Raw genomic sequence first — 23,227 nt, 5'->3', positions numbered from 1 at the left:
TAACCAGGCCGGGTTGCAATAAAGGGATCAATCGCCTCCAATTTTTATTTGATCGATGATCTGATTTGACAACTCGTTCAACTTGCTTTGCGAATCAGCCGTCACCACATTGGTCACAATGAATATTCCAACTTTTTGATTGGGATAAAGTGCCATCCATGAAGAGTGTCCAAAGCTGCTCCCATTGTGGTATAGCATTTTCTTCTGTTTGTTATAGTTGTAGGTGTTCCAGCCATAGGCCCTGCCATACTGCTCATTGCCTGCCAGCAGGCTCATTGCTTGTTTTACAACTTCGTCATTACCCTCCAAATAGATTTTCATATAAGCGAGCATGGAACTTGTTGAGGATTTAAGGCCACCTGCATATTTATAAAATCCATTTATCAAGGGCACGGCTTCTCCCTTGCTGTCTTTCCCGATAGATATATTCGAATTTTTATCAGCCTTTAATTCCGAAAAGGTTTGCCGCTCTCCGGAACGTGAAAAGATATATTTCTGAAAGAGTTCCTGAAAAGACGATTGATATACGCGTTCTAAAACATAACCAACCAATTGGATCCCAACGCCAGAATAGTGGTAGTTTTCGCCCGAACTATCGGTTAGTTTTACATTTTTTAATGCGACAAAAAAATCATCCTTTTTAAATCGTTCAAAGCAGGCAGCTTGTTCAGCTGTTGTCTGCCCCTTTTGATCACAGTTCATCACTAAAGGAAGTCCTGAGGTATGGGTAATCAAATGGCGAAAGGTGATCGGTTTGTTATTGCTCAAGACTAAGTTTGGATAGTTGCCATCAAGGTAATTCCTCACATCGTCGTCCAGGTTAATTTTATGATCATGCACCGCTTGAGACAACAACAAGCCAGTGTAGGTTTTTGTAATCGACCCTATCTCATATATAGTATTGCTATCTGGTTTTTTACCATTGCTTAATTGACCGTAATGAAACGGATAGGTTTTGCCTTTGATATAGATTACCCCAGAAACTGCCGTATAGCCGGGGAGCTTCATCAGTTTTGCAACTTCTTGGGCGATGGTGCCCTCGATTGAATCTTGGGCAGAATTTCTTTCTTGGGCAATTGTACATGACGTTATTCCAAATGCACAAAGCACGAAGAACAGCAGGCAAGTTAAAAAAGCCAGATCTTTGGGCTTTTTAACCAGGGCAAATGATTTTTTGCTATTCATAAATCACATAATTTACTTTATCGACTCCTGTATTGCCTGTTTTTTTATCATAGGCATACAAGATCAGTTCGTAGTTTCCGCCAGCACTGATCCCGCTCTCTCCCTCAAAAAGATTGGTCGAGATGAATGACATTTTAACGTCTCTCAGGTACTTCCCGTCTTTTTTGAGGATTCCCTTCACTTCAAACTCTTCGGCATTCCAAACACCTCCTTTTTCTATTATGCAGCCACACATCATTACCACATTGGCCTGAAATTGGAATGGCTTGTCTTTAATCGAATTGAGGGCGATATATTGATGGGTTCGCGGCTTTAGGATATCGATGATAAATCCTGGGATTTCTAAAATAATGCCATCGCCTAAAATATCTTTTCCGGGAATTAGCCATAACTCGGTGCTTACTTTTGCCTGGGCCTGCTTATTGTTGAAAGGAGAAACAACCTCTATGCTTACAAAAGTGGGTTCATCAATATCAATTTTGGCCAAAAAACCTGCTGTTTGGACATCAACAATTGAACCTTCCCTCGTTTTTGGGGTTTTCATGATCAGCTCTGTATTTCCGGTGCTTCCGCTCGTCTTGCCCTCGACTAAGAGCTGCTGGTTTACCTTGTTTCTGATGATAACGTAGGCTCCACCGAGTGAACTTCCTATAAATTTTGCATCTCTTCCCTTCGCCCTCACCATTATTTTGGTTTCAACCGCAACAGCCATTAGGCTTGATAAAAGAAATGCTCCTATAAAAATTAATGCTTTCATGAGTGGGTTGATTTTAAGTATTCTTGCTTAAACCTATTGTGGAAAGAGCTGTTTTTCAGTTCTTGATCGATATTGTCTAAATAACCAAGGATGGCCAAGTTGTTGGCTAATACTTTTAAGATCGCTCTTTCGCAACTATGCCAGATCTGCTCTAGCTGAGGCAAGATTTCCAATGCTTTGTCTGAAAGAGAAACCAGTTGCTTTCGCTTGTCTTCGCTGTCTTTTTTAACTTTTAGATAGCCCTTGTCGGCCATTTTCTTTACGATAACCGCTACCGAGGGATGAGCATAGCCCAAAGGTTCGGCAATAGCAGTAATGGGGATTTCTCCGCTTTTTTGCAACAGCATAAATACGAGGTACCAATTGGGCTCGATATCTATACCCAGCTCTTTGTAGAACCTTCTCACATCGTGAGACATCCGATCGCTAATTCTTTTAAATCTGCTATCAAGCGCTTTGTAGCCAAGGTCTTTAATAAGGTCAAAACTCATTTTATCTTTTATTTGGTTGCAAACATACAAAAAAATAAAGTCAACTATATAGTTGACTTTATTTTTATTCCTTTAAACTATTAATTTATCTTACAGATGCATTAGCTAATAATGGAATTTACTTTCAGGATGCAAATTGTTTAGGACAGGTATCAAAAAAAGCGCGATTACCTTGTTGTATAGCCTCCATTTGCAAAAATGGTTTGTCCTGTGATCCACCAGCCGTCTGTTACCAGAAACTCTACCAAAGGGGCAATGTCCTTAATATCAGTTAAGCCACCTAAGGCTGAGGCTGATTTATGGTAAGCTACAGCGTCATCACTTTCCTGTCCGTAGAAAAAAGGCGTATCCATCGGTCCTGGAGCAACAGCAGTAACAGAAATACCGCGTTCGCCAAATTCTTTAGAAGCTGCTCTCGTAAAGTGCTCTACCGGAGCCTTTGCACCGGCATAAGTAGAATACAAGCCTGTGTATGCTGCTAGTAATGAAGTAACAATCGTGCATATTTTTCCATTGTCATTCAATTTCTTACCTGCTTCCTGCAAGAAAAAATACGCTGATTTTGAGTTGATCCCAAACATGGTGTCGTATTCTTCTTCTGTTGTTTCGCTAAATGGCTTTTTCAGCACCATGCCTACGGTGTTGATGGCAATATCGATCCCTCCATACTTAGCAATGGCCTCATCAAAAAACTTGGCAACATTCGTCACTTGTGTTAAATCACCCTGAAACAAGAATGCTTCGGCACCTAAGGCCTGTACATTGGCCAATGTTTTTTCACTTGCTGTCTTCGAGCTGTTACTATTGTAGTGTATCGCCAATTTTGCACCCTTCAAAGCAAAATTTTTGCTTAATAAACCACCTAGGTTTTTTCCGCCACCGGCAATTAAAACCACTTTCCCTTTTAAATCGTTTCTTGACATAATTTTTAATTTATTTAATTACAATGAAGGTAAATAATCAAATAAGGGGATTATGGTGAACTTTTCGGTTTTTTGGAAGCGTGCTTAATCTTTACTTTTTTTCCTGAACGTTCCAGGTGTCTGGCCTACAAATTTTTTGAAAAATTTAGAAAAGTTAGAAGGCTCATAAGTTAGTTTCATCGCTATCTCAGCGATTGATAAATCTGTTTCAATTAAAAGCGATTTCGCTCTTTCAACAATTTTAACGTCGTAGAAATGGCAAGGATGGTTGCCTGTTTCCTGCTGAACAGTATCTGAAAGATGTGAATGAGAAATAAACAACGCACTGGCAATCTGGCTTAGCTTCATAAACTCCAAAACATCGCCATTTAAGACCTCTTCAATATGTTGGTCTAAAAAAGCAAAGTACTTGTTCGTTATTTCCGCACCCCGTTTGCTGTTATTGCTCTTGTTTATCATCAATTTAATATTTCAATATTAACCTAATAAATGTCAGCATTCCACTTCACATAAATATGGTGAACTTTTCGGATATAGCTGCTAATAACAAAACCAAACAAACAGCTCAAAAAAATACTTTATTCAGCTACTTGACAATAAAATAATTGAAAAATTGTAGCTTGAGGCCTTTAGTTGGCTTATACCTGTTTTGCCTATTTGTTATGAAATCAAAATTCTGTATCCTTTTAGCTTTTATTACCATCATTGTTTCTTGCCGCGAACCAAAAAGTGGTGGCGATAAGAATTTAACCGAAAAAGATACCTCCAAAACCACTTTTGCAGAGGACAGCATCAACGCCATCACTAAGCCTGATAAAGACACCGTTTCAAATGCTAAAATGGATACCCAGCAATGGCTATCCTTGTTTTCAAAGCAACGGACAGAAGTAGAGAAAAAGCTCGTTACAGCATCAAAAAGTGAAGCAAATGCTTTATACAATGCTTATTTTGAAGCAAACCAGCCGCTTTTAGCCAAATTAATAGCAAGCGAAACTGAGTTATTGGAAAAATTCTACGATGAGGATAACGAAACTCAAAACCGGATTAAGAAAGAAGCCGAGAGGTTATCAAAATACGATTTGGCATTTGATGAAATTGGCGAAGGCATAGTTGAGATAAAAACCAAAAACGATTTTTACTACAACATTTTTAAAAACTATGTTACCGACGATTATAAAGCATATTTAATCATTAAAAAAGAAGAAGACAAAGTAGCCTACTCTGCCGACGCATCGTTATCAATCCCTTTTAAAGCAATTGGCGAAAGAATAATTGTATGGGAAAAACTGATGGCAAAATATCCAAAAACCGATCTCATCAATAAAATAAAAGAAATACACCAAGCTTACCAAACCGATTATTTATTTGGGTTGGATAATACCGCAACCGTTGAATTTCCCGATTCGGAAAAAGCATATATAAACCCCGAAAACATAACAGAGTTTAATAGTTTTATTAAGAATCATCCACAAAGCCCAACAAGCAGGTTGGTAAAGTTCTTTTTAGCAAACTTTAAAAACAAAAACATCCGCAGTTTGATCGCTGCTGAACAACAAAAAGCCGAAACAAAATCATTGGACTTGCCCGCAATTGGCGAAAAAATTGAAGGCGACTTTGATGGCGATGGCAAGAGCGATGTTGCTACGGCTATCAAAATTAAGGAAGGACAAGGCAACCCGATTGAAGGAGGAACTGCTGATGCATATGAAATCCAATTTTCTGGCAATAAACTACAAGCCATAAAAACTGGTTGTTGTGGTATTCGCTTAATCAACGAAGGAGACCTGAATAATGACGGCACAGATGAAATCTCCATATTTCAGGCGCCGATGAATGGCTGTACCTATTCGATGACATCCTATTCCTATAAAAACGGAACCTGGGTGCCAGTAGTGAAGCCTTTTTTAATCCCAACAGCTTGCAAAAATATAAGTGATGCCGACTTACAAAAAAGGATTTTTACCGAGCAACAGTCTATTTACTATTACGAAACCGATCCTAACGAAAACAACAAACTGGTTAAGAAAAAAGCGATCATAAAATGAGAAAGGAAATGAAATTTTGCTGGTTGTTTCCTGTTCTGCTCATCGCAGCTTTTAGTTGTAACCAGAACAGTCAAAGCAAGCGTCTGGCATCAAATCAGCAGGACACGGTAAGCGCAACAATAAAGCCATTAACCTATTCTGACCAAGATAGTATTGCTTTACTGCAGCTAACCAAAAAACTTTACCAATGGACGCAAAGCGATAACAACGATGATTATTTCAAGCCCCTGCAAAAAGAAAAATACGATACCGCTTATGCCGGACTTGACCTGCAATGGCACAAACAAAAGCTTGATGAACTACGGGGCAGCGGTTTGTTTACCGAAACATTTATTACCAATTACAACAAAATTGCTTTAGCCATTGATGCAAAAATAAAGGATGGTACGCTACAATGGGTTGTTGGCGAGCTGCCTCCTTTTGGCAACGGCACCAACCCTTGGTGCAACTGCCAAGATGTACCTGATGATTTTTTAAACAAAATATGGATCATGCACATAACGCCCGAAAAAAACAATATATTTTATAATTGGGCCTGGGGCGATGGTATAGTGTACAATCTTAAAGCCGTTAAAGAAAACAACCAATGGAAAGTGATGTATATGGAAGGTTTTGATTACAATAGTTTTGTAAGCACGTTTCAAAGTACCAACGATTTTAAAGGAAAATGGCAAAACGAAATGGTTGCACTAAATATCGGAGAAAGCTCATTGGCCTTTGAGTACCACGGACAATGTGTGTATTTCTACCCTGTAAAAAAAATAAGCGATACAGAATTTGAAATGATCTGGGCAAGAGATATGGATTGCAAGTTCGACAATGGAACAAAAGAAACTTTTGGGCTCAAAAAAATACCGGAAATAGGAAAGCCCTTTGCAAAATTTACACTCAAAAACAATGTATTGTATGCTGAATACTATTACAAAGAATGGGTAGAAAAATATACCGCGCAGGTGCAGGACAAAGTTTTTACCCAACAATATTTAAGAAAAAAAGAAGCTAATTAAGCCATACCAAGCTTATAAATAGGCTGTTCAATATCAAAAGACGAATTGTCTTCACGATGTTGGGCAATAAAAAAGCCCGCCTAAAAGCCGGGCTTCAAATACTGGCGGAGAGAGAGGGATTCGAACCCTCGATACCCTTTTGGAGTATACACACTTTCCAGGCGTGCTCCTTCGACCACTCGGACACCTCTCCGTTATTACGGGCTGCAAAAATATAATTTTTTGCCAAAAAAATGCCCAAACCTAAGTTCGGGCATAAATTATCTATAATTAGGGATGATAATTTCTTAGTCAATTACAGTAATCTTCAACATGTTGGTCTTCCCTTTGATTTCCATCGGAATGGCTGCCGTGTTGATAATTACATCGCCTTTTTTGATCAGTTTTTTCTTTTTCAAGAAGTCGTTCACCTCGGTAATGGTATTATCGGTGCTTTCAAATTTATCATAGTAGAAGCCCCTTACGCCCCAAACCAGGCTCAAGGTATTCAACAAGCTTTCGTTGCTCGTAAAGATAAAGATCGGTGCCTGTGGACGATGGCTCGAGATTTCGAAAGCTGTATAGCCACTCAAAGTCATCGATACAATACCTACTGCATTCGTCTGTTTCGACAAGAAACAAGCCGAATCGCAAACTGCATCGCTCAAAAAGCTCTCTTTGTTTGATTTCAAGAATTTTTCTGCGTGGAAAGGATAATTGTTGTCTTCAATGTTGCAAATGATCTTTTGCATGGTTTCGATTACGATCAACGGAAATTCGCCAACCGAAGTCTCGCCACTCAACATCACCGCATCGGCTCCATCTAATACAGAGTTGGCCACATCGTTCACCTCTGCACGCGTAGGGCGTGGTGTAGTAATCATGCTCTCCAACATCTGAGTGGCAATAATCACTGGCTTAGAAGCCGCTTTACACTTGTTTACAATCATTTTTTGCAACAAAGGCACTTCTTCCATTGGCATTTCTACCCCAAGGTCGCCACGGGCTACCATAATGGCGTCAGAAACGGCAATAATTTCATCGATATTGGCAATAGCTTCTGGTTTTTCGATTTTCGCTACTACCCTTGCAATTTTGCCTCTTGCTTTGATGATGTCTTTTAATTCGATAATATCTTCTGCATTACGCACAAAAGACAAACCGATCCATTCTACATCGCTTTCCAATACAAAATCCAGGTTTTTACGGTCTTCGATGGTTAAAGAAGGGATGGAAACCTTTGTATTTGGCAGGTTTACGCCTTTTCTAGACGTTAAAATACCGCCATGCACTACCTCGCAAACCACTTCGTCTTTGTAATTGGTTTCGATCACACGCATTTGCAGCTTGCCATCATCCAAAAGGATAATCTCGCCTGCTTTTACATCTTTCGGAAAGTTCTCGTAAGTGATGTAGATGCGTTCCTCACTGCCCACGCACTCTTGCGTAGTGATTACGGTTTTATTGCCGTTTACCAAGTGGATACCACCATCTTTAACTGTTCCGATCCTAATTTTTGGACCTTGTAAATCGGCCAAGATGCCAACGTTGTACTTATATTTTTTGTTGATGCTGCGGATGGTATCGATTACTTCCTGATGATCAGCCTGCGAACCGTGCGAAAAATTGAGGCGGCAAACATCTAATCCGGCGTTAAACATACTGTACAAAACATCTGGCTTAGCTGAGGCCGGGCCTAAAGTGGCCACGATTTTAGTTCTGGAATGAAAAGGTTTCATTTATTATTTTTTTATTGAAGGTCGTACAAAACCGCTATTTGGTAAGAAAATAACGATGTTTTGCCTATTTATTTATGTTTGTTTCAAATTTTATTAAGATTCAAATATAGTGTATTTAATACACGAACAATATAAAATTTACATTACTAAATTCTCCCGCGATTTTAACTTTAAGGGATCAATCTGTGCAGCCACCTGTATATCAGGTAGTTTGTTGAGGCGGGTCAAGATAAAATTAAGGTCCTCTTTATCAATGTACTGGTGGATGATCATGAAAAAATCTACCTTGTTCATTTCAGGAATCAAAAACCCTTCGCTGTTTCGATTGTTAACCACATAATATTCTCTTTCGCCTTGTTCTACATAAAAATAGTACCTTGAAAATGCAACCGGAGCCTCGTCAACATTGTAATAAATCTCGTGATCTTCGATTTTTTCGAACTCGAATTCGAGGGTATTATTGATTTTATGGCAAAGGATATAGTCCTTTAAAGAGGCCGTAATGGCTATTAAAACGAAGTCAAGGTCGAGAGAGAGTTTTAAATAAGTTTTGTTCAAAACAGAATTTTTTTTAGAATTACAAAATTATAAAACTAATTTTACTCTAAGTTTGAAATAAAAACATTAAAATTGATTGAGAAATAAAAACATTTGAAAAGTGTTAGAATTTATTTTTCTTTGCACAGAATTTTTAACCATTAAATTATAAAATTATGTCTGATATTGCTTCAAGAGTTAAGGCTATTATCGTAGAAAAACTAGGTGTTGATGAAAGCGAAGTTACGCCAGAAGCTTCTTTTACAAACGACTTAGGTGCAGATTCTTTGGATACCGTAGAGTTGATTATGGAATTTGAAAAAGAATTCAATGTTGCTATTCCTGATGATCAGGCGGAAACAATTGGCACAGTTGGTCAAGCAATTGCTTATTTAGAAAAAAACGTTAAGTAATCATACGCTTTCCGTACAATACGTATAAATGGAATTAAAAAGAGTAGTAGTTACAGGTTTAGGTGCACTCACTCCAATTGGTAATAACATCCAAGAATACTGGGATGGCTTGCTAAATGGTGTGAGTGGCGCTGGGCCAATTACAGGATTTGACACAGAAAAGTTCAAAACCAAATTCGCTTGCGAAGTCAAAAATTTCAATCCGGAAGACTTTTTGGATAAAAAAGAGGCCCGCAAGCTTGATCCATTTGTACAATACGCATTAGTAGCAACCGAAGAAGCGGTTAAAGACGGTAATTTTGATTTTTCAAAATTAGATACCAACCGAATTGGAGTAATTTGGGGCGCCGGTATAGGAGGTTTAAAAACTTTCCTAGACGAGGTGACCAATTACTCTAAGGGCGATGGAACGCCAAGATTTAACCCTTTCTTTATTCCTAAAATGATCATTGATATTGCTCCAGGGCATATCTCTATCAAATATGGTCTTCGCGGACCAAACTTTGCCACCGTTTCGGCATGCGCCTCTTCAACCAATGCCATGATCGATGCCTTCAACTATATCCGCTTGGGTACGGCCGATGTCATCATCAGTGGAGGTTCGGAAGCCATCATTAACGAGGCAGGTATGGCAGGTTTCAATGCCATGCACGCGCTTTCTACCAGAAATGACGATCCCCAAACTGCTTCTCGTCCATTTGACAAAGACCGTGACGGTTTTGTGGCTGGTGAGGGTGCAGGAACGATTATTTTAGAAGAACTCGAGCACGCCAAGGCACGCGGAGCCAAAATCTATGCAGAAATCGTTGGTGGCGGCATGAGTGCCGATGCCAATCACATTACTGCCCCACATCCTCAAGGACTAGGCGCAAAAATGGTGATGACCAACGCCTTAAAAGATGCTAAATTAACCGTTGACGATATTGATTATATCAATGTTCACGGTACTTCTACCCCACTGGGAGATATTAGCGAAAGCAAAGCGATTGTTGATTTATTTGGCGAACAAGCCTATAAACTGAACATCAGCTCAACCAAATCAATGACGGGCCACCTTTTGGGTGCCGCCGGTGCAGTTGAGGCAATCGCCGCAATTCTTGCCGTGAAAAACGATGTTGTTCCTCCAACCATCAACCATTTTACAGATGATCCAGAATTTGATCCGAAGTTAAACTTTACCTTTAACAAGGCTCAAAAAAGGACCGTTCGCGCAGCGCTAAGCAATACTTTTGGCTTTGGCGGCCATAACGCATCTGTTATTTTCAAAAAATACGAGGAGTAACCTAAAACATTATCTTTACCGATATTTGTATTGTATATTTATACATAATGCTGGCTTGCCTGTAATTTTTTGTAACATTTTTTGATGCCGTTATTCGATTTATATAAGATTTACTTCTCGTCTAACAAAGAGTTTGTAAAAAAACTGAAAAACATTTTGGGCTTTGTGCCTGGCAATGTGGCTTTGTACAAAATGGCTTTCAGGCATCGCTCTGTAGCTAAAGTGCTCAAAAATGGAAGCAGAAGCAGCAACGAACGTTTAGAATTTTTAGGCGATGCCATCTTAGGCTCTGTTATAGCCGAACTCCTGTTTAAAGCTTATCCCTACAAAGAAGAAGGCTTCCTTACCGAAATGCGTTCTAAAATTGTAAACCGGGCCAACCTTAATCAATTGGCCAGAAAAATGGGTTTCGACCAGCTGATTATTTACGACCAAAAAATGGTAAGTCTGCAGGCCAAGCACCATTCTATGCTAGGCGATGCATTTGAGGCCTTAATTGGTGCCGTGTATCTGGATAAGGGCTATAATTTCACCAAAAATTTATTGCTTAAAAGGATTGTAAAGCCTTACATCGATATCCACACGCTCGAAATGACCGAAACCAATTTCAAGAGCAAACTCATCGAGTGGTGCCAGCGACATGGCAAAGACATTGCTTTTGACATGGTAGAAAATGGCGAAGGCGAGAGTACGAAGCTCTTTACCATCCACGCCATCATCGATAGTGAGATTCATGGCATAGGCAGAGATTACAACAAGAAAAACGCCGAGAAATTGGCCGCCGAAAAGGCCTGCGAATCATTGGTTATTTAGGTTAGTTAGTATCAAGATGCGAGTATCAAGTATCAAGACTTGCCTTTCCACCCATCTTCCATCTTACCTTTCCCATCTTCCATTTCCCATCTTACCTTCTACCTCTAGTCTTTTACCTCACTTGATCTTCTTCCCAAGGGTATCCGTATATTTTTTATAGGATTCGGTAATCCATTTGATGCCATCATACTGGGTCCAGTTTTTGGCCTTTTCATAATCAGGACGGTAATTGACCATAAAATTTTCCAATTCCTTTCCTTCCAACCCTGTATTCTTATTGATGATTGACTTGTTGTAAAAGCGATCAACTACGCTTTCTTTCATTTCGTAAGCATAGTACCTGCTAAAGCGATGGGCATTTTTCCCATCTGTGCTTAACAAACTGTATAGCGAGCTTACGGGCGAAAATATATATGACAAAGCCGAGGGCTTACCCGAACTGGGAGGACTGTTTTTAAAATCCCTTCTAAGATCGTCAGCTACTCTTCTATGGTTGATCACCACCTCATTTAAGGTGTTTGCATTTCTAATCAGGTTGATTACCGTATTGTTTTTATCGCCAACTACCATCACCAAATCATCGTAATAAAGCTTAGTCACCACCAAAGTGTCGCCAATAGTAGCCTTAATATCAAATAAGCCGATATTATTGCTAACGGTTCTATACTTGTTTCTCCTGTTGCTGATCTCGGCCTGTCCAATTCTGGTTTTTGTTCCTTTTTCAAACACCACTCCGCCCAAAACAAATTCTTGTTGCGCCTTCACGTCCATCTTTACAAAGAGAAAGGCCAACAAAACAGGTAAACCAATTTTAAGCTTACTCATTTGTTTTTTTTAATGGCGTTTTTAAGGTATCTGTATATTTTTTGTAGGATTCGGTAATCCATTTGATGCCATCGTATTGGTTCCAGTTTTTGGCCTGCTCGTAATCGGGGCGATAGTTGATCATAAAATCTTCTAGTTGCTTTCCTTCTAGCCCAGTATATTTATTGATCAGCGTTTTATTATAAAACTGATCGATATGCGTTTGCTGGATTTCGGCATTGTAATAGTTGTTAAACCGGCGTGCATTTCGGGGCGTACGGCCAAAGAGCTCGTAAAAAGCCGTCACCGGACTAAAGATGTAAGACAACAAAGGAGGTTTTCCTCCATAAAAAGAACCTTTATCCTTAAAGTCTTTTTTAATGGCATCTAAGGTCTGTTTTTTGGTTTCACCCGTAATTACCACTTCATTGAGCATATTTACGCTTCGATTGAGCGTTAGCACTACATCTTTTGTCGACTTAACCACTACCGTTAAATCGTTAAAGCCCCTTTTTACAATGACCAAGGTATCGCCAACTACGGCCCTGATCTGAAAAAGACCTATGTCATTGCTGCCTACCACATAACCGTTTCGCTTATTCCCTACTTCGGCCAGGGCAATCCTGATCTTGGTGCCGTTCTCGAACAGCACACCATTGAGCATAAACTCTTGTTGCGCCTTTAAATTCAGGCTCCAAAAGCAGGAAACCAGAAAAAAAACCAGTCCAAGTTTAATTTTATTGTTCATTGTGTTACTTTAAGGCTATCCTTATATTTTTTATAGGATTCCATAATCCATTTTAAGCCATCATAGCTATTCCAGCTTTTTGCCTTTTCGTAGTCTGGTCTATAAGCGATCATAAAATCCTCTAATTCCTTTCCTTCCAGCCCTGTATTTTTGGTAATGATCGACTTGTTAAAAAACTGATCTACATGCGATAGCTCGTTTTCAGTTTGGTGATACTTCCTAAATCTCCGCGCATCCCTGGGTGTTTTGCCAAACAATTCATATAAAAAAGTCAAGGGACTTCCTCCAAATGGCGATAACAATCCAAGAGGCGGCTTGCCGGCATAAAAAGAACCTTTGTCTTTAAAATCCTTTTCGATAGCCTGCATCTCTTTCTCTTTTCCCTTGCCCTTAATCAGCACTTCGTTCAGCATATTTCCCCGGTTCAGTTTTAAAACCAGGTCTTTCGAAGAGCTCACCACCACTGTTAGGTCATTATATCCACGCTTGGTAACGAGCAGGGTATCTCCAACTTTAGCCCTGATCTCAAATATCCCCAAATCGTTGCTGCCTACGGCATAACCGTTTCGCTTATTCGAAACTTCGGCCAAAGCAATTCTTATTTTAGCGCCGTTTTCAAATAAAACACCACTCAATTTAAATTCCTGCTGGGCAAAACCGCGAGTTACATTAAGCAGCAAAACCGCTAAAATGCACAAGAAAATCTTGCGGGGAGACTTCATTACGGAGCAATTTATTTATTTTGTAAACTTAAGCATTGTTTGCGACCTCCTTAAGTTAAAAAACGTTAATAAATGACTAAAGTTTTATCGGCACTGTATTTAATTTACGCCGCATTGATTTTTATCGTGCTGATGTTCATCACTTTGCCTTTCTTTTTATTGGTTACGACACTTTTACCTTCACCTGCCGGAAAGAAGACCGGCCTCTTCTTTCTGAGATGCTGGGCTTGGGCATTTAGCCTTACTTCATTTTTTTGGATCAGCACCAGCCACAAGCACCTCATTAACCGCAATATCCCTCATATTTATGTAGGCAACCATGGTTCTTACCTCGATGCCGTAGCCGTATGCATCAGCATTCCACAGTATTTTAGTCCCTTGGGCAAGGTAGAAATGGCAAAGGTCCCTGTTTTTGGCTGGATCTATAAGCGAATTGTGGTGATGATAGACAGAAGTTCGAAAGAAAGCAGGGAACAATCTGTAAATGCCCTAAAAGAGGCCATCAAACAAGGTCAATCCATCCTTATCTTTCCGGAGGGAACCATGAACAAAACCGAAAAGCCATTGGCCGATTTTTATGATGGCGCCTTCCGCATTGCGATTGAAACCCAAACCACCTTGATGCCTTTTGTAACCATTAACAACAGGGAACTATTGCCAAGGGTTAAGCCGCTAAAAGCCCATCCAGGAATAATGACAACGGTTTTTATTACACCCGTTGATGTAAAAGGCCTCCAAATGGACGACCTTCCGCAACTAAAAGAAAAAGTATTCCGCTTAATGGAAGAAGCAATTTTAAGGCATTCTTAATTAGCTAATTAGCCAATTAGCTAATTTTACTATCTTTGCACATGATAAAATCGATGACCGGCTTTGGTTTGGCCGCTACCGACGAAGGAAACGTAAAGTTTTCTGTTGAGATCAAATCTTTGAACTCTAAATTCTTAGAGCTGAACTTAAAACTCCCAAGGGCTTATTCTGATAAGGAACTGTTGTTGCGCAATACTTGCAGCAAGGAAATTGAGCGTGGCAAAGTAAGTGCAGCTATCAACATCGAGCGCGCTGACGAAACCCAAAAAGGCGCCACGATTAACCAAACCTTACTCAGCAATTATTATAAGCAGCTGGAAGCCATTAACGCTTCTTTAGGTGCCAATTCGAGTAACTTACTGCAGGTTGCCCTCAATTTTCCAGAGGTAATTTCTTACCAGGAAGAAGAAGGCGACGAAAAAGAATGGGAAATATTGCACCAGACTTTTTTAAAGGCCCTGGCCAATTTTAATCAGTTTAGGGAAGACGAGGGCAAAGTTTTAAAGGCCGATTTAGAGCTTCGCATCAAAAACATTCTTAGTTTTTTTGCCGAGGTAGACAAGCTGGCTCCGTTAAGGGTACCTCAAATCAAGGCTCGTTTAGCCCAGTTTTTAGAAGAAACCGTGGGCAAGGTAAATGTAGACCAGAACCGCTTTGAGCAGGAGCTCATCTATTATATCGACAAATTAGATATTACCGAAGAAAAAACCCGTTTAAAGAGCCATTGCGATTATTTTATGGAGACTTTAAAGAGCAAGGATGCCAATGGCAAAAAGCTGGGTTTCATCTCTCAGGAAATTGGTCGTGAAATCAATACAATGGGTGCCAAGGCCAACGATGCACAAATACAGCAATTGGTAGTGGGCATGAAAGAAGAACTAGAAAAAATTAAAGAACAACTGTTAAATGTGTTGTAAAGTTGAAAAGCTGTAAGGTTGTAATATTATTTCCCCGCAACCTTTCAACATTCAAACACTACAACATTCAAACACTACAAAATGCAAGGCAAACTCATTATATTTTCAGCGCCATCTGGAGCTGGCAAAACTACCATTGTTAGACACCTTTTAACGAAATTTCCGCAACTGAGCTTTTCTATTTCGGCCACCACCCGTGAGTTGAGAGGCAATGAAAAACACCAAAACGACTATTATTTCATCAGCAAGGAAGAATTTTTGCATAAAGTTGCCCACCAAGAGTTTGTTGAGTTTGAAGAGGTTTATAACGGCACTTTCTACGGCACTTTACGTTCGGAGATCGAAAGGATTTGGGATGCCGGCAAACATGTGATTTTTGATATTGATGTAGAAGGCGGCCTGCGTTTAAAAAGAAAATACGAAGACGATGCATTGGCTATTTTTGTGCAGCCTCCATCGTTAGCCGTGCTTAAAGAACGTTTAACTGGTCGCGGTACCGATAGCCAGGAAAAACTGCAAGAGCGTTTTGCCAAAGCCGAAAAGGAACTGCAATACGCCGATAAATTCGACGTTGTGCTCAAAAATTTCGATTTGGAAACCGCTTGTGCTGAAGCCGAGAAATTGGTTGGCGATTTTCTGGCCAGATAATTCGCAGTTCTCAATTTTCAGTTTTCAGTTCACTTAGCCCATCAAAAATTTTCATTAAAAAGCTTATATTTAGTTTAAACTATCTATCTATGGGCGATTTTAATGATCTTTTGGCTTATAAAAAGTCATTTGAATTGGCAATGGCTATATTTGAGTTAAGCAAGCTATTCCCGAAAGAAGAAATGTATTCTCTAACCGACCAAATCAGAAGATCATCTAGATCGACCAACATTTGTTTAATTGAATCTTATAGAAAAAGAAGATACAAAGCACACTTCATCAGCAAATTGACAGATAGCGATATGGAAAACAGCGAAACTAAAGGTTGGCTTAAATTTGCATTCTCTTGTCGCTATATTGATAATAAAACTTATAATGAATTAATTACCCAATCAGATGAGGTGGGAAAACTTTTAAACCACATGATGAACAATCCTGAAAAATACGGTTGTCTATAATTTAACCCTCCCAACTGAAAACTGATAATTACTAACTGAAAACTGACATGCCAACTGAAAACCGCCAACTGAAAACTGGACTCTTCTTCGGCTCCTTTAATCCTATCCATATTGGACATTTGATTATTGCCAATTACATGGCTACGTTTAGTGGATTAAAAGAGGTTTGGCTAGTGGTTTCTCCGCATAATCCCCTCAAGTTAAAAAGCGGCTTGGCTAATATGTACGACCGTTTGGAGATGGCTAAACTGGCTACTGAAAATGCGCCTCAAATTAAGGTGAGCGATATCGAATTCAAATTACCGCAGCCATCTTATACCATAGACACCTTAACACACCTGCATGAGCGTTACCCGGAAAGGGAATTCGTATTGATCATGGGTGCCGATAACCTGGCTTCGTTCAAAAAGTGGAAGAATTACGAGGTGCTGCTTAAAGATTACCACATTTTTGTCTATCCTCGCCCCGGATCTGATTTAAGCGAATGGGAAAATCATCCATCTATTACCTTTACCGATACTCCGGAAATGGAGATTTCTTCTACATTCATCCGCAAAGCGATCAAAGACAACAAAAACATCCAGTTTTTTGTGCCTGATAATGTACTGGAGTTTATCGAAAAGAAAAATATGTACCGCTAATAATCGAGCTGGTCGAGAAGTGCCTTCTCGATCCACATAACTGCGGATTTGCAATCCGCCTCACCAACTTATCCAGCTTTAAACAACAAAAATACCGTAGGTTTCTTGTGCAGGTCTATTTTTTCTTGTCGCCATGCGCCCACAGCCTGCGTTTTGATGAATTCATCCTCTGCATTAATGTTACAGGCAATACACAACTGGGTACTGCCATGGCAGTTTTTAAGCACATCATCCAACAAGTGGTTGTTCCTAAACGGAGTTTCCATAAAGAGTTGGGTTTGCCTGTTTTTTAACGACAAACTTTCCAGATCCTTAATTCGTTTAGCCCTTTCTACCTTATCAATTGGCAAGTACCCATGAAAAGTAAAGCTCTGTCCGTTAAAGCCAGAAGACATGAGGGCTTGGATCATCGAATTTGGTCCAACCAAAGGCACTACTTTGATCCCTCTTTTATGTGCTTCGGCAACGATCTCTGCGCCAGGATCGGCTACGCCAGGGCATCCCGCTTCGCTCATTAGGCCTACATCAGCACCAGACATCAGCTCCTTAAAAAAGGGAACCAGGCTGTTGCCACGTTTATGCTTGCCATAATCATGGATAAGCAGTTCGCTTTGCGGTGTTTTTAATCCGGCTTCCTTTAAAAACTTACGAGCGGTTTTTTCATTCTCCACAATATAGGTTTTGATTGCGTTGATGGTATCAACCAAAAAAGGAGTAAAAGATTTTTGAGCCGCGTTTTCGGCCAAGGGAACAGGAATAAGGTAAAGTGTGCCTTTTTGCATAACTGGGTTTTGAACCTACAAAGCTACACTTTAAGGGCTTTATTTAAGCTAATGTAGCAAATTTAGTTCCCGATGACTTGTTTTTAACACATGGATCTTGCCAATTAATGTACTGTGTTTAAACACTTAACTGTAAAGAAATACGTTGATTCATTAGAATTAGCAAAGATTATTAAGCTAGGATTAATCCTTTGTTAAAAATGGTGCTCAAATTGATATACACACAGCGTTAGGTTAATTATAAATTTAAACACACACAAAATGAAAATCATGATCAAATTGTCGGTAATGTTGGGACTTGTTTTCCTGCTTACCGGAACCACTCAAAAAGTCATGGCGCAAAATGAGGACGTGTCCTTACAATCATTCTATGATGAATTGTCGCCTTATGGCACTTGGATCCAAGATCCGCAGTACGGCTACGTTTGGCGTCCTGATGTAGACCAAGAAGAATTTAGGCCTTATTACAGCAATGGCCGTTGGGCAATGACTGAGTATGGAAATACTTGGGTGTCTAACTACGATTGGGGCTGGGCTCCTTTCCACTACGGCCGTTGGGTATATAACCGTTACAACCAATGGATTTGGATTCCAGACACTGTTTGGGGACCAGCATGGGTAAGCTGGAGAAGCGGTGGCGGTTATTATGGCTGGGCTCCATTGGGACCAAGCATCAGCATAGGCATTAACATTGGCCATGGCGGTTATCGCGTACCTGACTATTGCTGGAACTTTATTCCATATAGCAATATCTACTACAACAGCTATCCACGTTATTATGCCAGCAGAAACCGTGTTTATATCCAAAACACAGTAATCATTAACAACACTTATGTTCGTGGCAGCAGAACTTATTACACTGGTCCACGAGCCGACGATATCAGACGTGCAACCAATCAGAATGTCACTGTTTATAACATTGGCAGAAGCAGCAGGCCAGGTGCAAGCAGGGTTGAAAACAACACAGTGAACATCTATAGCCCACGTCCAACCAGAGGCGAAGCTAACAACAATCCTGCGCCAAGAAACGCAGTTCAAGGCAACATTAGCCGTGGCGTGGTTGGTAGGGGCGACAACAATGGTGTAGTAAGCAGCCGTCCAAGCAGAGGCGACAACAACAATGGCACTTTTGGCGACAGAAGCAACAGCAACGTACCTAACCGTATGAGCAGGGGTGATAACGGCAATGTGAATGCCGGCAGGAGCAACGACAACATGTCGACCCGTCCAGGAAGAGGAAACAACGATGTTAGTGCTCCACAAGGCCGTGATAACCGCACAGGCGTTACTTCACCAACTGGAGATAACAACACCGTTAACCAAAGGCCTAGTGTTTTTGGCAGAAGTCGCGAGAATAGCGACAATCAGCCTCAACGTGTTGACCGTAGCCAAATGCCACAACGCATGGAACGCGGCCGTGAGATGCCTCAACAGCCTCAGCCACAAGCGCAGCCACAGCAACAACGTGTTGAACGTCCACAACCTGTTCAACAGGCGCCACAACAAAGAATGGAAAGACCTCAGCCACAAGCACAGCCTCAACGTACCGAGCGTGTGCAACAAGCACCTCCACAAAGGAGTTCGGGTTCTGAAAGTCGTGGTGGCGGTGGTGGTAGCCGAGGAAGCGAAAGCCGCGGTGGCCGTCCAGGCAGAGGCTAAACATAATTTAGTATGAACAACAAAAAAGCCGGTTTAACCACCGGTTTTTTTTATGCGCTTTCATAACAATAATTTTCAGGCATTATGCTATTTGCTCCCAACATTGGCCTTATCAATACATCTCCGTTCTCCTAAACCCGACCTTGGCCTGTGCGGCAAGCACTAATTAGCTATGGCATTGGCTTTAAAGCACTGGGCGCAGTCGTGGATTTTTTTGCATACTTTTTTCATCTATAGGAAAAAAGTTTGTCCGCGAAGCGAAAACATGGCTAATTACCACACGCATAGTCCATTATTATTAACGCACAAAATAGCGTATGATATATAGTGCATTATTGCTTCATGATAAAATTCTTCCAAAATATCCGTACCTTTGCCCCGCATGAAACAAGCCACAGCCCTATTGTTCCCTCTTCGCTTTTTATAAAGCCACCTGCTGTAATACATTAAATTGGTTTCTGCCCATCACCTCAATACAAATCCATGGTTAATCCTGAAATAGAAAAAAGAAAGACATTTGCTATTATTAGTCACCCCGATGCGGGAAAAACAACGCTAACCGAAAAGTTTTTGCTCTTTGGTGGCGCGATCAATACCGCTGGAGCCGTTAAACGGAACAAAGCCAACCAAAGCAGTACTTCCGATTTTATGGAAATCGAGAAGCAGCGCGGCATTTCGGTGGCTACTTCGGTAATGGGCTTTGAGTACAACGGCAAAAGAATCAACATTTTAGATACACCAGGGCACAAGGATTTTGCTGAGGATACCTATCGCACCCTTTCGGCTGTTGATAGTGTAATTTTGGTAGTCGATTGCGTAAAAGGCGTAGAAGAGCAGACCGAGAAACTGATGGGCGTTTGCCGCATGCGCAACACACCGGTGATCATTTTCATTAATAAAATGGACCGCGAAGGTAAAGAGCCTTTCGATCTGTTAGATGAAATCGAGAACAAACTGAACATCAGCCTCTGCCCGTTGAGCTGGCCAATTGGTCAAGGACATACCTTTAAAGGCGTGTACAGCATTTACAATAACCATCTGAACTTATTCAATTCTGACAAGGTTAAAGTAACCGATTCGGTAGTGGCAGTAAACGATTTGAAGGACGAAGCTTTGCTGGATTATCTTAAAGAAAGCGAAGTAAAAGGCCTACAGGATGATGTAGAATTGGTAGATGGAATTTACGGTCAGGTAGATAAATCATTATATACTGAAGGCTTATTGGCTCCAGTATTTTTTGGAAGTGCCATTAACAATTTCGGCATCAAAGAATTGCTGGATACTTTTATCGACATCGCTCCTAGCCCTAAGCAACGCGAAGCAGAGGAACGCGACGTTAAGGTAGATGAGAAGAATTTTAGCGGCTTTGTATTTAAGATCCATGCCAATTTGGATCCCAAACACCGCGACAGGATTGCTTTCTTGCGGATCTGTTCTGGAAAATTTGAGCGCAACAAATTCTATTACCATACCCGTCAGGATAAAAAGCTAAAATTTGCCAATCCCATGGATTTTATGGCCAATGAAAAGAGCATTGTTGACGAAGCTTGGCCAGGCGATGTGGTGGGCTTATACGATAGTGGCAACTTTAAAATCGGCGATACCTTAACAGAAGGCGAAAAGCTCCATTTTAAAGGCATTCCGAGTTTTTCTCCATCCATCTTTAAAGAAGTTGAAAACATGGATCCTATGCGTACCAAACAGCTCGAAAAAGGCATAGAGCAATTAACAGACGAGGGGGTTGCCCAATTATTTGTGATGCAGCCCGGAAACCGCAAGGTGATTGGTGCCGTTGGCGAGCTCCAGTTTGAGGTGATCAACTTTAGGCTAGAGCACGAGTATGGTGCCAAATGTCGCTTTAGAACGTTAAGCTATACCCGTTCGAGTTGGGTAACTTCAGGCGACAAAAAGAAGCTGGATGAATTTGTTAAACGCAAACAGCAACACATTGGTTTAGACAAAGAATCAAATCCCGTTTACTTGGCCGATAGTGAATACATGATTAATTTGACCAAACAGGACTACCCTGATATCGATTTTCATAAAACCAGCGAATTTAAGTAGGCGACCGGCACGTGGCGATTAGGGTTGATAGTTAATAGTCGATGGCCTATAGCCTACCTAACTATTAGCCAATAACCTATAGACTATTGACTTCGGACTCTTCACTATACAAGCTAGAGGCATGCTTCAGTCTGTGCTTTATTTTAGCAATCAACAACCTTGGCGCCAGCACTTTTACGCATTCGCCAAAGCCTAATATTTCGCGTTCCAGCTCAAAGTTCAACACTACATCTATTCGTATGATAGAGGTTTTTTCGCCTTCGCGCAATAGCACCTGCGATTCGTGCAGGGGTTTGGTTAGTACATAAGGGACATTTGCATTATTAAATTCCAAAATCACCTTTTGCGCCCTGTCTTTCATGCTTTTGGTCACGCCGATCAAATCACTGTAATACCGATCAAAATCAACACCATCATATTCCATAAAAGGTTCATTGGGCAGTTCCTGAAAGCTGATGATCCGATCAAGCGCCAAATTCAGGATCACCGATCTCTTCTTGGTCTTTACAATCAGGAACCATCTGTTGCGGTACTCTTTTAGCAAATAGGGATAATAGATATTTTGCTGCGAATCTTTGGCTTTAAACGATTTATACTCCAAGAGCAAGGCCCGTTTATTTAAGATGGCCTGATAGAGCTTGGGGATATATTCCAGCCCTTTGGTTTGCTTGTTTCCTTCTAACTGGATGTGGTTGCCGCTCTGTTGGGTCGATTTGTAGAGGTTATTTTCCAAACGGGCAATCATGTCGCTCATCTCATCAAAGTAGTTAAAGGCGTTAAACTGCTTCAGCACCCCTACTATTTCTTTCATCTTGTCTACATCTGCATTATTGATAGGCGCTTTGGTAATGCTAAAATTAGGGTCTTCATACGCATAAAACCTACGGTCTTTCACTACTATTGGTGCATTGTAGCCCAGTTTATCGCTTCGCATCAATTGGATATCGGCCTGAATGGTACGTTTGCTCACGCCACTGGTAATTCCTTCTAGTTCATAGAGCGTATCAGCCACTTTCTCAATGATATCTTCCAATGTCCATTTACGGAATCGGTTTTTCAAACAATCGTCGATGGTTTTATAGCGAATCAGCGCCAGTTTATTGATTGCCATTTGATAAAAATTAGAAGTTCAAGGCCAAAATCTGTTAGCTAAATATAGCAAAGCGCCAACCAACTACGCAATAGAATTGCGCAGTTCATCATATTTTTTTGAAATTAAAAATTTATTAAGTTAATAATCAGTAAGTTAATTAAAAAGTTGAATTATTTTTTAATTGCGCAAATATGCTGCGCAGTGGTACTGGCATCTTTGTAATGTCGCTGGTCGATCATTGTTCTTTGAGAAATGTTCAATACATAATATAAAGATATCCCGACGAAAGTTGGGATGGCAGCTCGCAAAATGCAGTCCTTGGTTGAGGGTTTCAGTACAGCCCCAAAGTATAAGCGCAATCGCAACTTATATACTGACGAGCATAATGATAGTATGTCTAACACGTTGTGTGCGTGGGTTCAAATCCCGCTCCCGAGCAATCGGGATAACTCAGCTGGTCAGAGTAACAACACCTATGCAGGTTCGAATCCTGCTTCCGACCCAAAATTGGAATCGCATAAGGGTAATGCAATGGAATTAGGATCCATCTTAAAAGAAGAGATACTTCAAATTTCTCACCAATTACAAAGCATTGTAGCAATGCATCCGGCTAATGGGCAACCAAAAGGCAAGTTTGCAGTTCGCTTTGTAGGTAGAACCGATGAGAATAGGCTTTACAAATCAAATCTGGTCATTTCGGAACGCATTAA

General features: G+C 40.5%; 24 protein-coding genes and 2 tRNA genes. 13 read left to right on the top strand and 13 right to left on the bottom strand.

Annotated elements, in window-relative coordinates; all coding sequences use genetic code 11:
- Positions 1-27 precede the first annotated feature (27 nt).
- The 5 genes from AC570H_RS18760 to AC570H_RS18740 all read right to left on the bottom strand — a co-directional run bounded on the left by AC570H_RS18760 (position 28) and on the right by AC570H_RS18740 (position 3,815).
- A complete protein-coding gene (locus AC570H_RS18760) occupies positions 28-1,185 on the bottom strand; it encodes a serine hydrolase domain-containing protein (protein ID WP_497357683.1) in 1,158 nt (385 codons plus the stop codon).
- Positions 1,178-1,942, bottom strand: coding sequence for a hypothetical protein (locus tag AC570H_RS18755; RefSeq protein WP_497357681.1), 765 nt, complete (start codon positions 1,940-1,942; stop codon positions 1,178-1,180). Before AC570H_RS18755 ends, AC570H_RS18760 begins: the two co-directional genes overlap by 8 nt.
- On the bottom strand, positions 1,939-2,433 hold the full coding sequence (locus AC570H_RS18750; protein ID WP_497357679.1) for a MarR family winged helix-turn-helix transcriptional regulator: 495 nt from the start codon (positions 2,431-2,433) through the stop codon (positions 1,939-1,941). Before AC570H_RS18750 ends, AC570H_RS18755 begins: the two co-directional genes overlap by 4 nt.
- Before the next feature lie 167 nt (positions 2,434-2,600).
- Entirely contained in the window at positions 2,601-3,356 is a 756-nt protein-coding gene (locus tag AC570H_RS18745; protein ID WP_497357677.1) for an SDR family oxidoreductase, read from the bottom strand.
- A gap of 84 nt (positions 3,357-3,440) precedes the next feature.
- Positions 3,441-3,815 (bottom strand): helix-turn-helix domain-containing protein, encoded by a 375-nt coding sequence (locus AC570H_RS18740; RefSeq protein ID WP_497357675.1) that lies wholly within the window; start codon positions 3,813-3,815, stop codon positions 3,441-3,443.
- Between the two features lie 203 nt (positions 3,816-4,018).
- On the opposite strand from AC570H_RS18740, the gene AC570H_RS18735 reads away from it, so the two are divergent.
- Both AC570H_RS18735 and AC570H_RS18730 read left to right on the top strand, forming a co-directional pair.
- Positions 4,019-5,401, top strand: a complete 1,383-nt coding sequence (locus AC570H_RS18735; protein WP_497357673.1) for an FG-GAP repeat domain-containing protein — start codon at positions 4,019-4,021, stop codon at positions 5,399-5,401.
- A gap of 8 nt (positions 5,402-5,409) precedes the next feature.
- Positions 5,410-6,408 (top strand): hypothetical protein, encoded by a 999-nt coding sequence (locus AC570H_RS18730; RefSeq protein ID WP_497357671.1) that lies wholly within the window; start codon positions 5,410-5,412, stop codon positions 6,406-6,408.
- 102 nt (positions 6,409-6,510) lie between these two features.
- Here AC570H_RS18730 and AC570H_RS18725 read toward each other — a convergent pair.
- The 3 genes from AC570H_RS18725 to AC570H_RS18715 form a co-directional block, all read right to left on the bottom strand.
- A tRNA-Ser gene (locus tag AC570H_RS18725) sits at positions 6,511-6,601 on the bottom strand.
- 94 nt (positions 6,602-6,695) lie between these two features.
- Positions 6,696-8,126 (bottom strand): pyruvate kinase, encoded by a 1,431-nt coding sequence (gene pyk, locus AC570H_RS18720; RefSeq protein ID WP_497357669.1) that lies wholly within the window; start codon positions 8,124-8,126, stop codon positions 6,696-6,698.
- 138 nt (positions 8,127-8,264) lie between these two features.
- Positions 8,265-8,684 carry an IPExxxVDY family protein gene (locus AC570H_RS18715; protein WP_497357667.1) on the bottom strand — a complete coding sequence of 140 codons (420 nt, stop codon included), beginning with the start codon at positions 8,682-8,684 and terminating at the stop codon, positions 8,265-8,267.
- A gap of 155 nt (positions 8,685-8,839) precedes the next feature.
- Between AC570H_RS18715 and AC570H_RS18710 the strand changes: the two genes are divergently transcribed.
- From AC570H_RS18710 to rnc, 3 genes are all read left to right on the top strand, one after another.
- Entirely contained in the window at positions 8,840-9,076 is a 237-nt protein-coding gene (locus AC570H_RS18710; protein WP_008508386.1) for an acyl carrier protein, read from the top strand.
- A 28-nt stretch (positions 9,077-9,104) separates the two neighbouring features.
- Positions 9,105-10,358, top strand: a complete 1,254-nt coding sequence (gene fabF, locus AC570H_RS18705) for a beta-ketoacyl-ACP synthase II (protein WP_497357662.1) — start codon at positions 9,105-9,107, stop codon at positions 10,356-10,358.
- A gap of 84 nt (positions 10,359-10,442) precedes the next feature.
- Positions 10,443-11,171 (top strand): ribonuclease III, encoded by a 729-nt coding sequence (gene rnc / locus AC570H_RS18700; protein WP_497357660.1) that lies wholly within the window; start codon positions 10,443-10,445, stop codon positions 11,169-11,171.
- 117 nt (positions 11,172-11,288) lie between these two features.
- On the opposite strand, the gene AC570H_RS18695 is transcribed toward rnc, so the two are convergent.
- Genes AC570H_RS18695 through AC570H_RS18685 form a run of 3 tightly spaced genes read right to left on the bottom strand, consistent with a single transcriptional unit; the run spans position 11,289 to position 13,445 of the window.
- Positions 11,289-11,996 carry a hypothetical protein gene (locus AC570H_RS18695; protein ID WP_497357658.1) on the bottom strand — a complete coding sequence of 236 codons (708 nt, stop codon included), beginning with the start codon at positions 11,994-11,996 and terminating at the stop codon, positions 11,289-11,291.
- Complete coding sequence (locus tag AC570H_RS18690) at positions 11,989-12,723, bottom strand: hypothetical protein (RefSeq protein ID WP_497357653.1); 735 nt, start codon at positions 12,721-12,723, stop codon at positions 11,989-11,991. The genes AC570H_RS18695 and AC570H_RS18690 overlap by 8 nt, the downstream gene beginning before the upstream one ends.
- Positions 12,720-13,445, bottom strand: a complete 726-nt coding sequence (locus AC570H_RS18685; RefSeq protein ID WP_497357651.1) for a hypothetical protein — start codon at positions 13,443-13,445, stop codon at positions 12,720-12,722. The genes AC570H_RS18690 and AC570H_RS18685 overlap by 4 nt, the downstream gene beginning before the upstream one ends.
- A 72-nt stretch (positions 13,446-13,517) precedes the next feature.
- On the opposite strand from AC570H_RS18685, the gene AC570H_RS18680 reads away from it, so the two are divergent.
- From AC570H_RS18680 to nadD, 5 genes are all read left to right on the top strand, one after another.
- Positions 13,518-14,255, top strand: coding sequence for a lysophospholipid acyltransferase family protein (locus AC570H_RS18680; protein ID WP_497357649.1), 738 nt, complete (start codon positions 13,518-13,520; stop codon positions 14,253-14,255).
- Between the two features lie 53 nt (positions 14,256-14,308).
- Positions 14,309-15,172 carry a YicC/YloC family endoribonuclease gene (locus tag AC570H_RS18675; protein WP_497359174.1) on the top strand — a complete coding sequence of 288 codons (864 nt, stop codon included), beginning with the start codon at positions 14,309-14,311 and terminating at the stop codon, positions 15,170-15,172.
- Positions 15,173-15,253: 81 nt separating this feature from the next.
- On the top strand, positions 15,254-15,820 hold the full coding sequence (gene gmk, locus AC570H_RS18670) for a guanylate kinase (RefSeq protein WP_497357647.1): 567 nt from the start codon (positions 15,254-15,256) through the stop codon (positions 15,818-15,820).
- A gap of 89 nt (positions 15,821-15,909) precedes the next feature.
- Positions 15,910-16,278, top strand: coding sequence for a four helix bundle protein (locus AC570H_RS18665; RefSeq protein WP_497357645.1), 369 nt, complete (start codon positions 15,910-15,912; stop codon positions 16,276-16,278).
- 68 nt (positions 16,279-16,346) lie between these two features.
- Positions 16,347-16,919 carry a nicotinate (nicotinamide) nucleotide adenylyltransferase gene (gene nadD / locus AC570H_RS18660; protein ID WP_497359172.1) on the top strand — a complete coding sequence of 191 codons (573 nt, stop codon included), beginning with the start codon at positions 16,347-16,349 and terminating at the stop codon, positions 16,917-16,919.
- Between the two features lie 68 nt (positions 16,920-16,987).
- Here nadD and AC570H_RS18655 read toward each other — a convergent pair whose 3' ends face one another.
- The gene (locus tag AC570H_RS18655; RefSeq protein WP_497357643.1) at positions 16,988-17,701 is read right to left on the bottom strand and encodes an SAM-dependent methyltransferase; all 714 of its coding nucleotides are present in this window, start codon (positions 17,699-17,701) and stop codon (positions 16,988-16,990) included.
- 261 nt (positions 17,702-17,962) lie between these two features.
- On the opposite strand from AC570H_RS18655, the gene AC570H_RS18650 reads away from it, so the two are divergent.
- Positions 17,963-19,360: a DUF6600 domain-containing protein gene (locus tag AC570H_RS18650; protein WP_497357641.1), complete on the top strand. Its 1,398-nt coding sequence runs from the start codon at positions 17,963-17,965 to the stop codon at positions 19,358-19,360.
- A gap of 483 nt (positions 19,361-19,843) precedes the next feature.
- Positions 19,844-21,424: a peptide chain release factor 3 gene (locus AC570H_RS18645; RefSeq protein WP_497357639.1), complete on the top strand. Its 1,581-nt coding sequence runs from the start codon at positions 19,844-19,846 to the stop codon at positions 21,422-21,424.
- Positions 21,425-21,500: 76 nt separating this feature from the next.
- On the opposite strand, the gene AC570H_RS18640 is transcribed toward AC570H_RS18645, so the two are convergent.
- Positions 21,501-22,535 (bottom strand): helix-turn-helix transcriptional regulator, encoded by a 1,035-nt coding sequence (locus AC570H_RS18640; protein WP_497357637.1) that lies wholly within the window; start codon positions 22,533-22,535, stop codon positions 21,501-21,503.
- A 422-nt stretch (positions 22,536-22,957) separates the two neighbouring features.
- Between AC570H_RS18640 and AC570H_RS18635 the strand changes: the two genes are divergently transcribed.
- Positions 22,958-23,021, top strand: a tRNA-OTHER gene (locus AC570H_RS18635).
- Positions 23,022-23,227: the final 206 nt, after the last annotated feature.

The organism is Pedobacter sp. B4419 (assembly GCF_059693725.1).
Note: the sequence above shows the minus strand (reverse complement) of the source record. Positions and strands in the feature narration are given on the sequence as shown.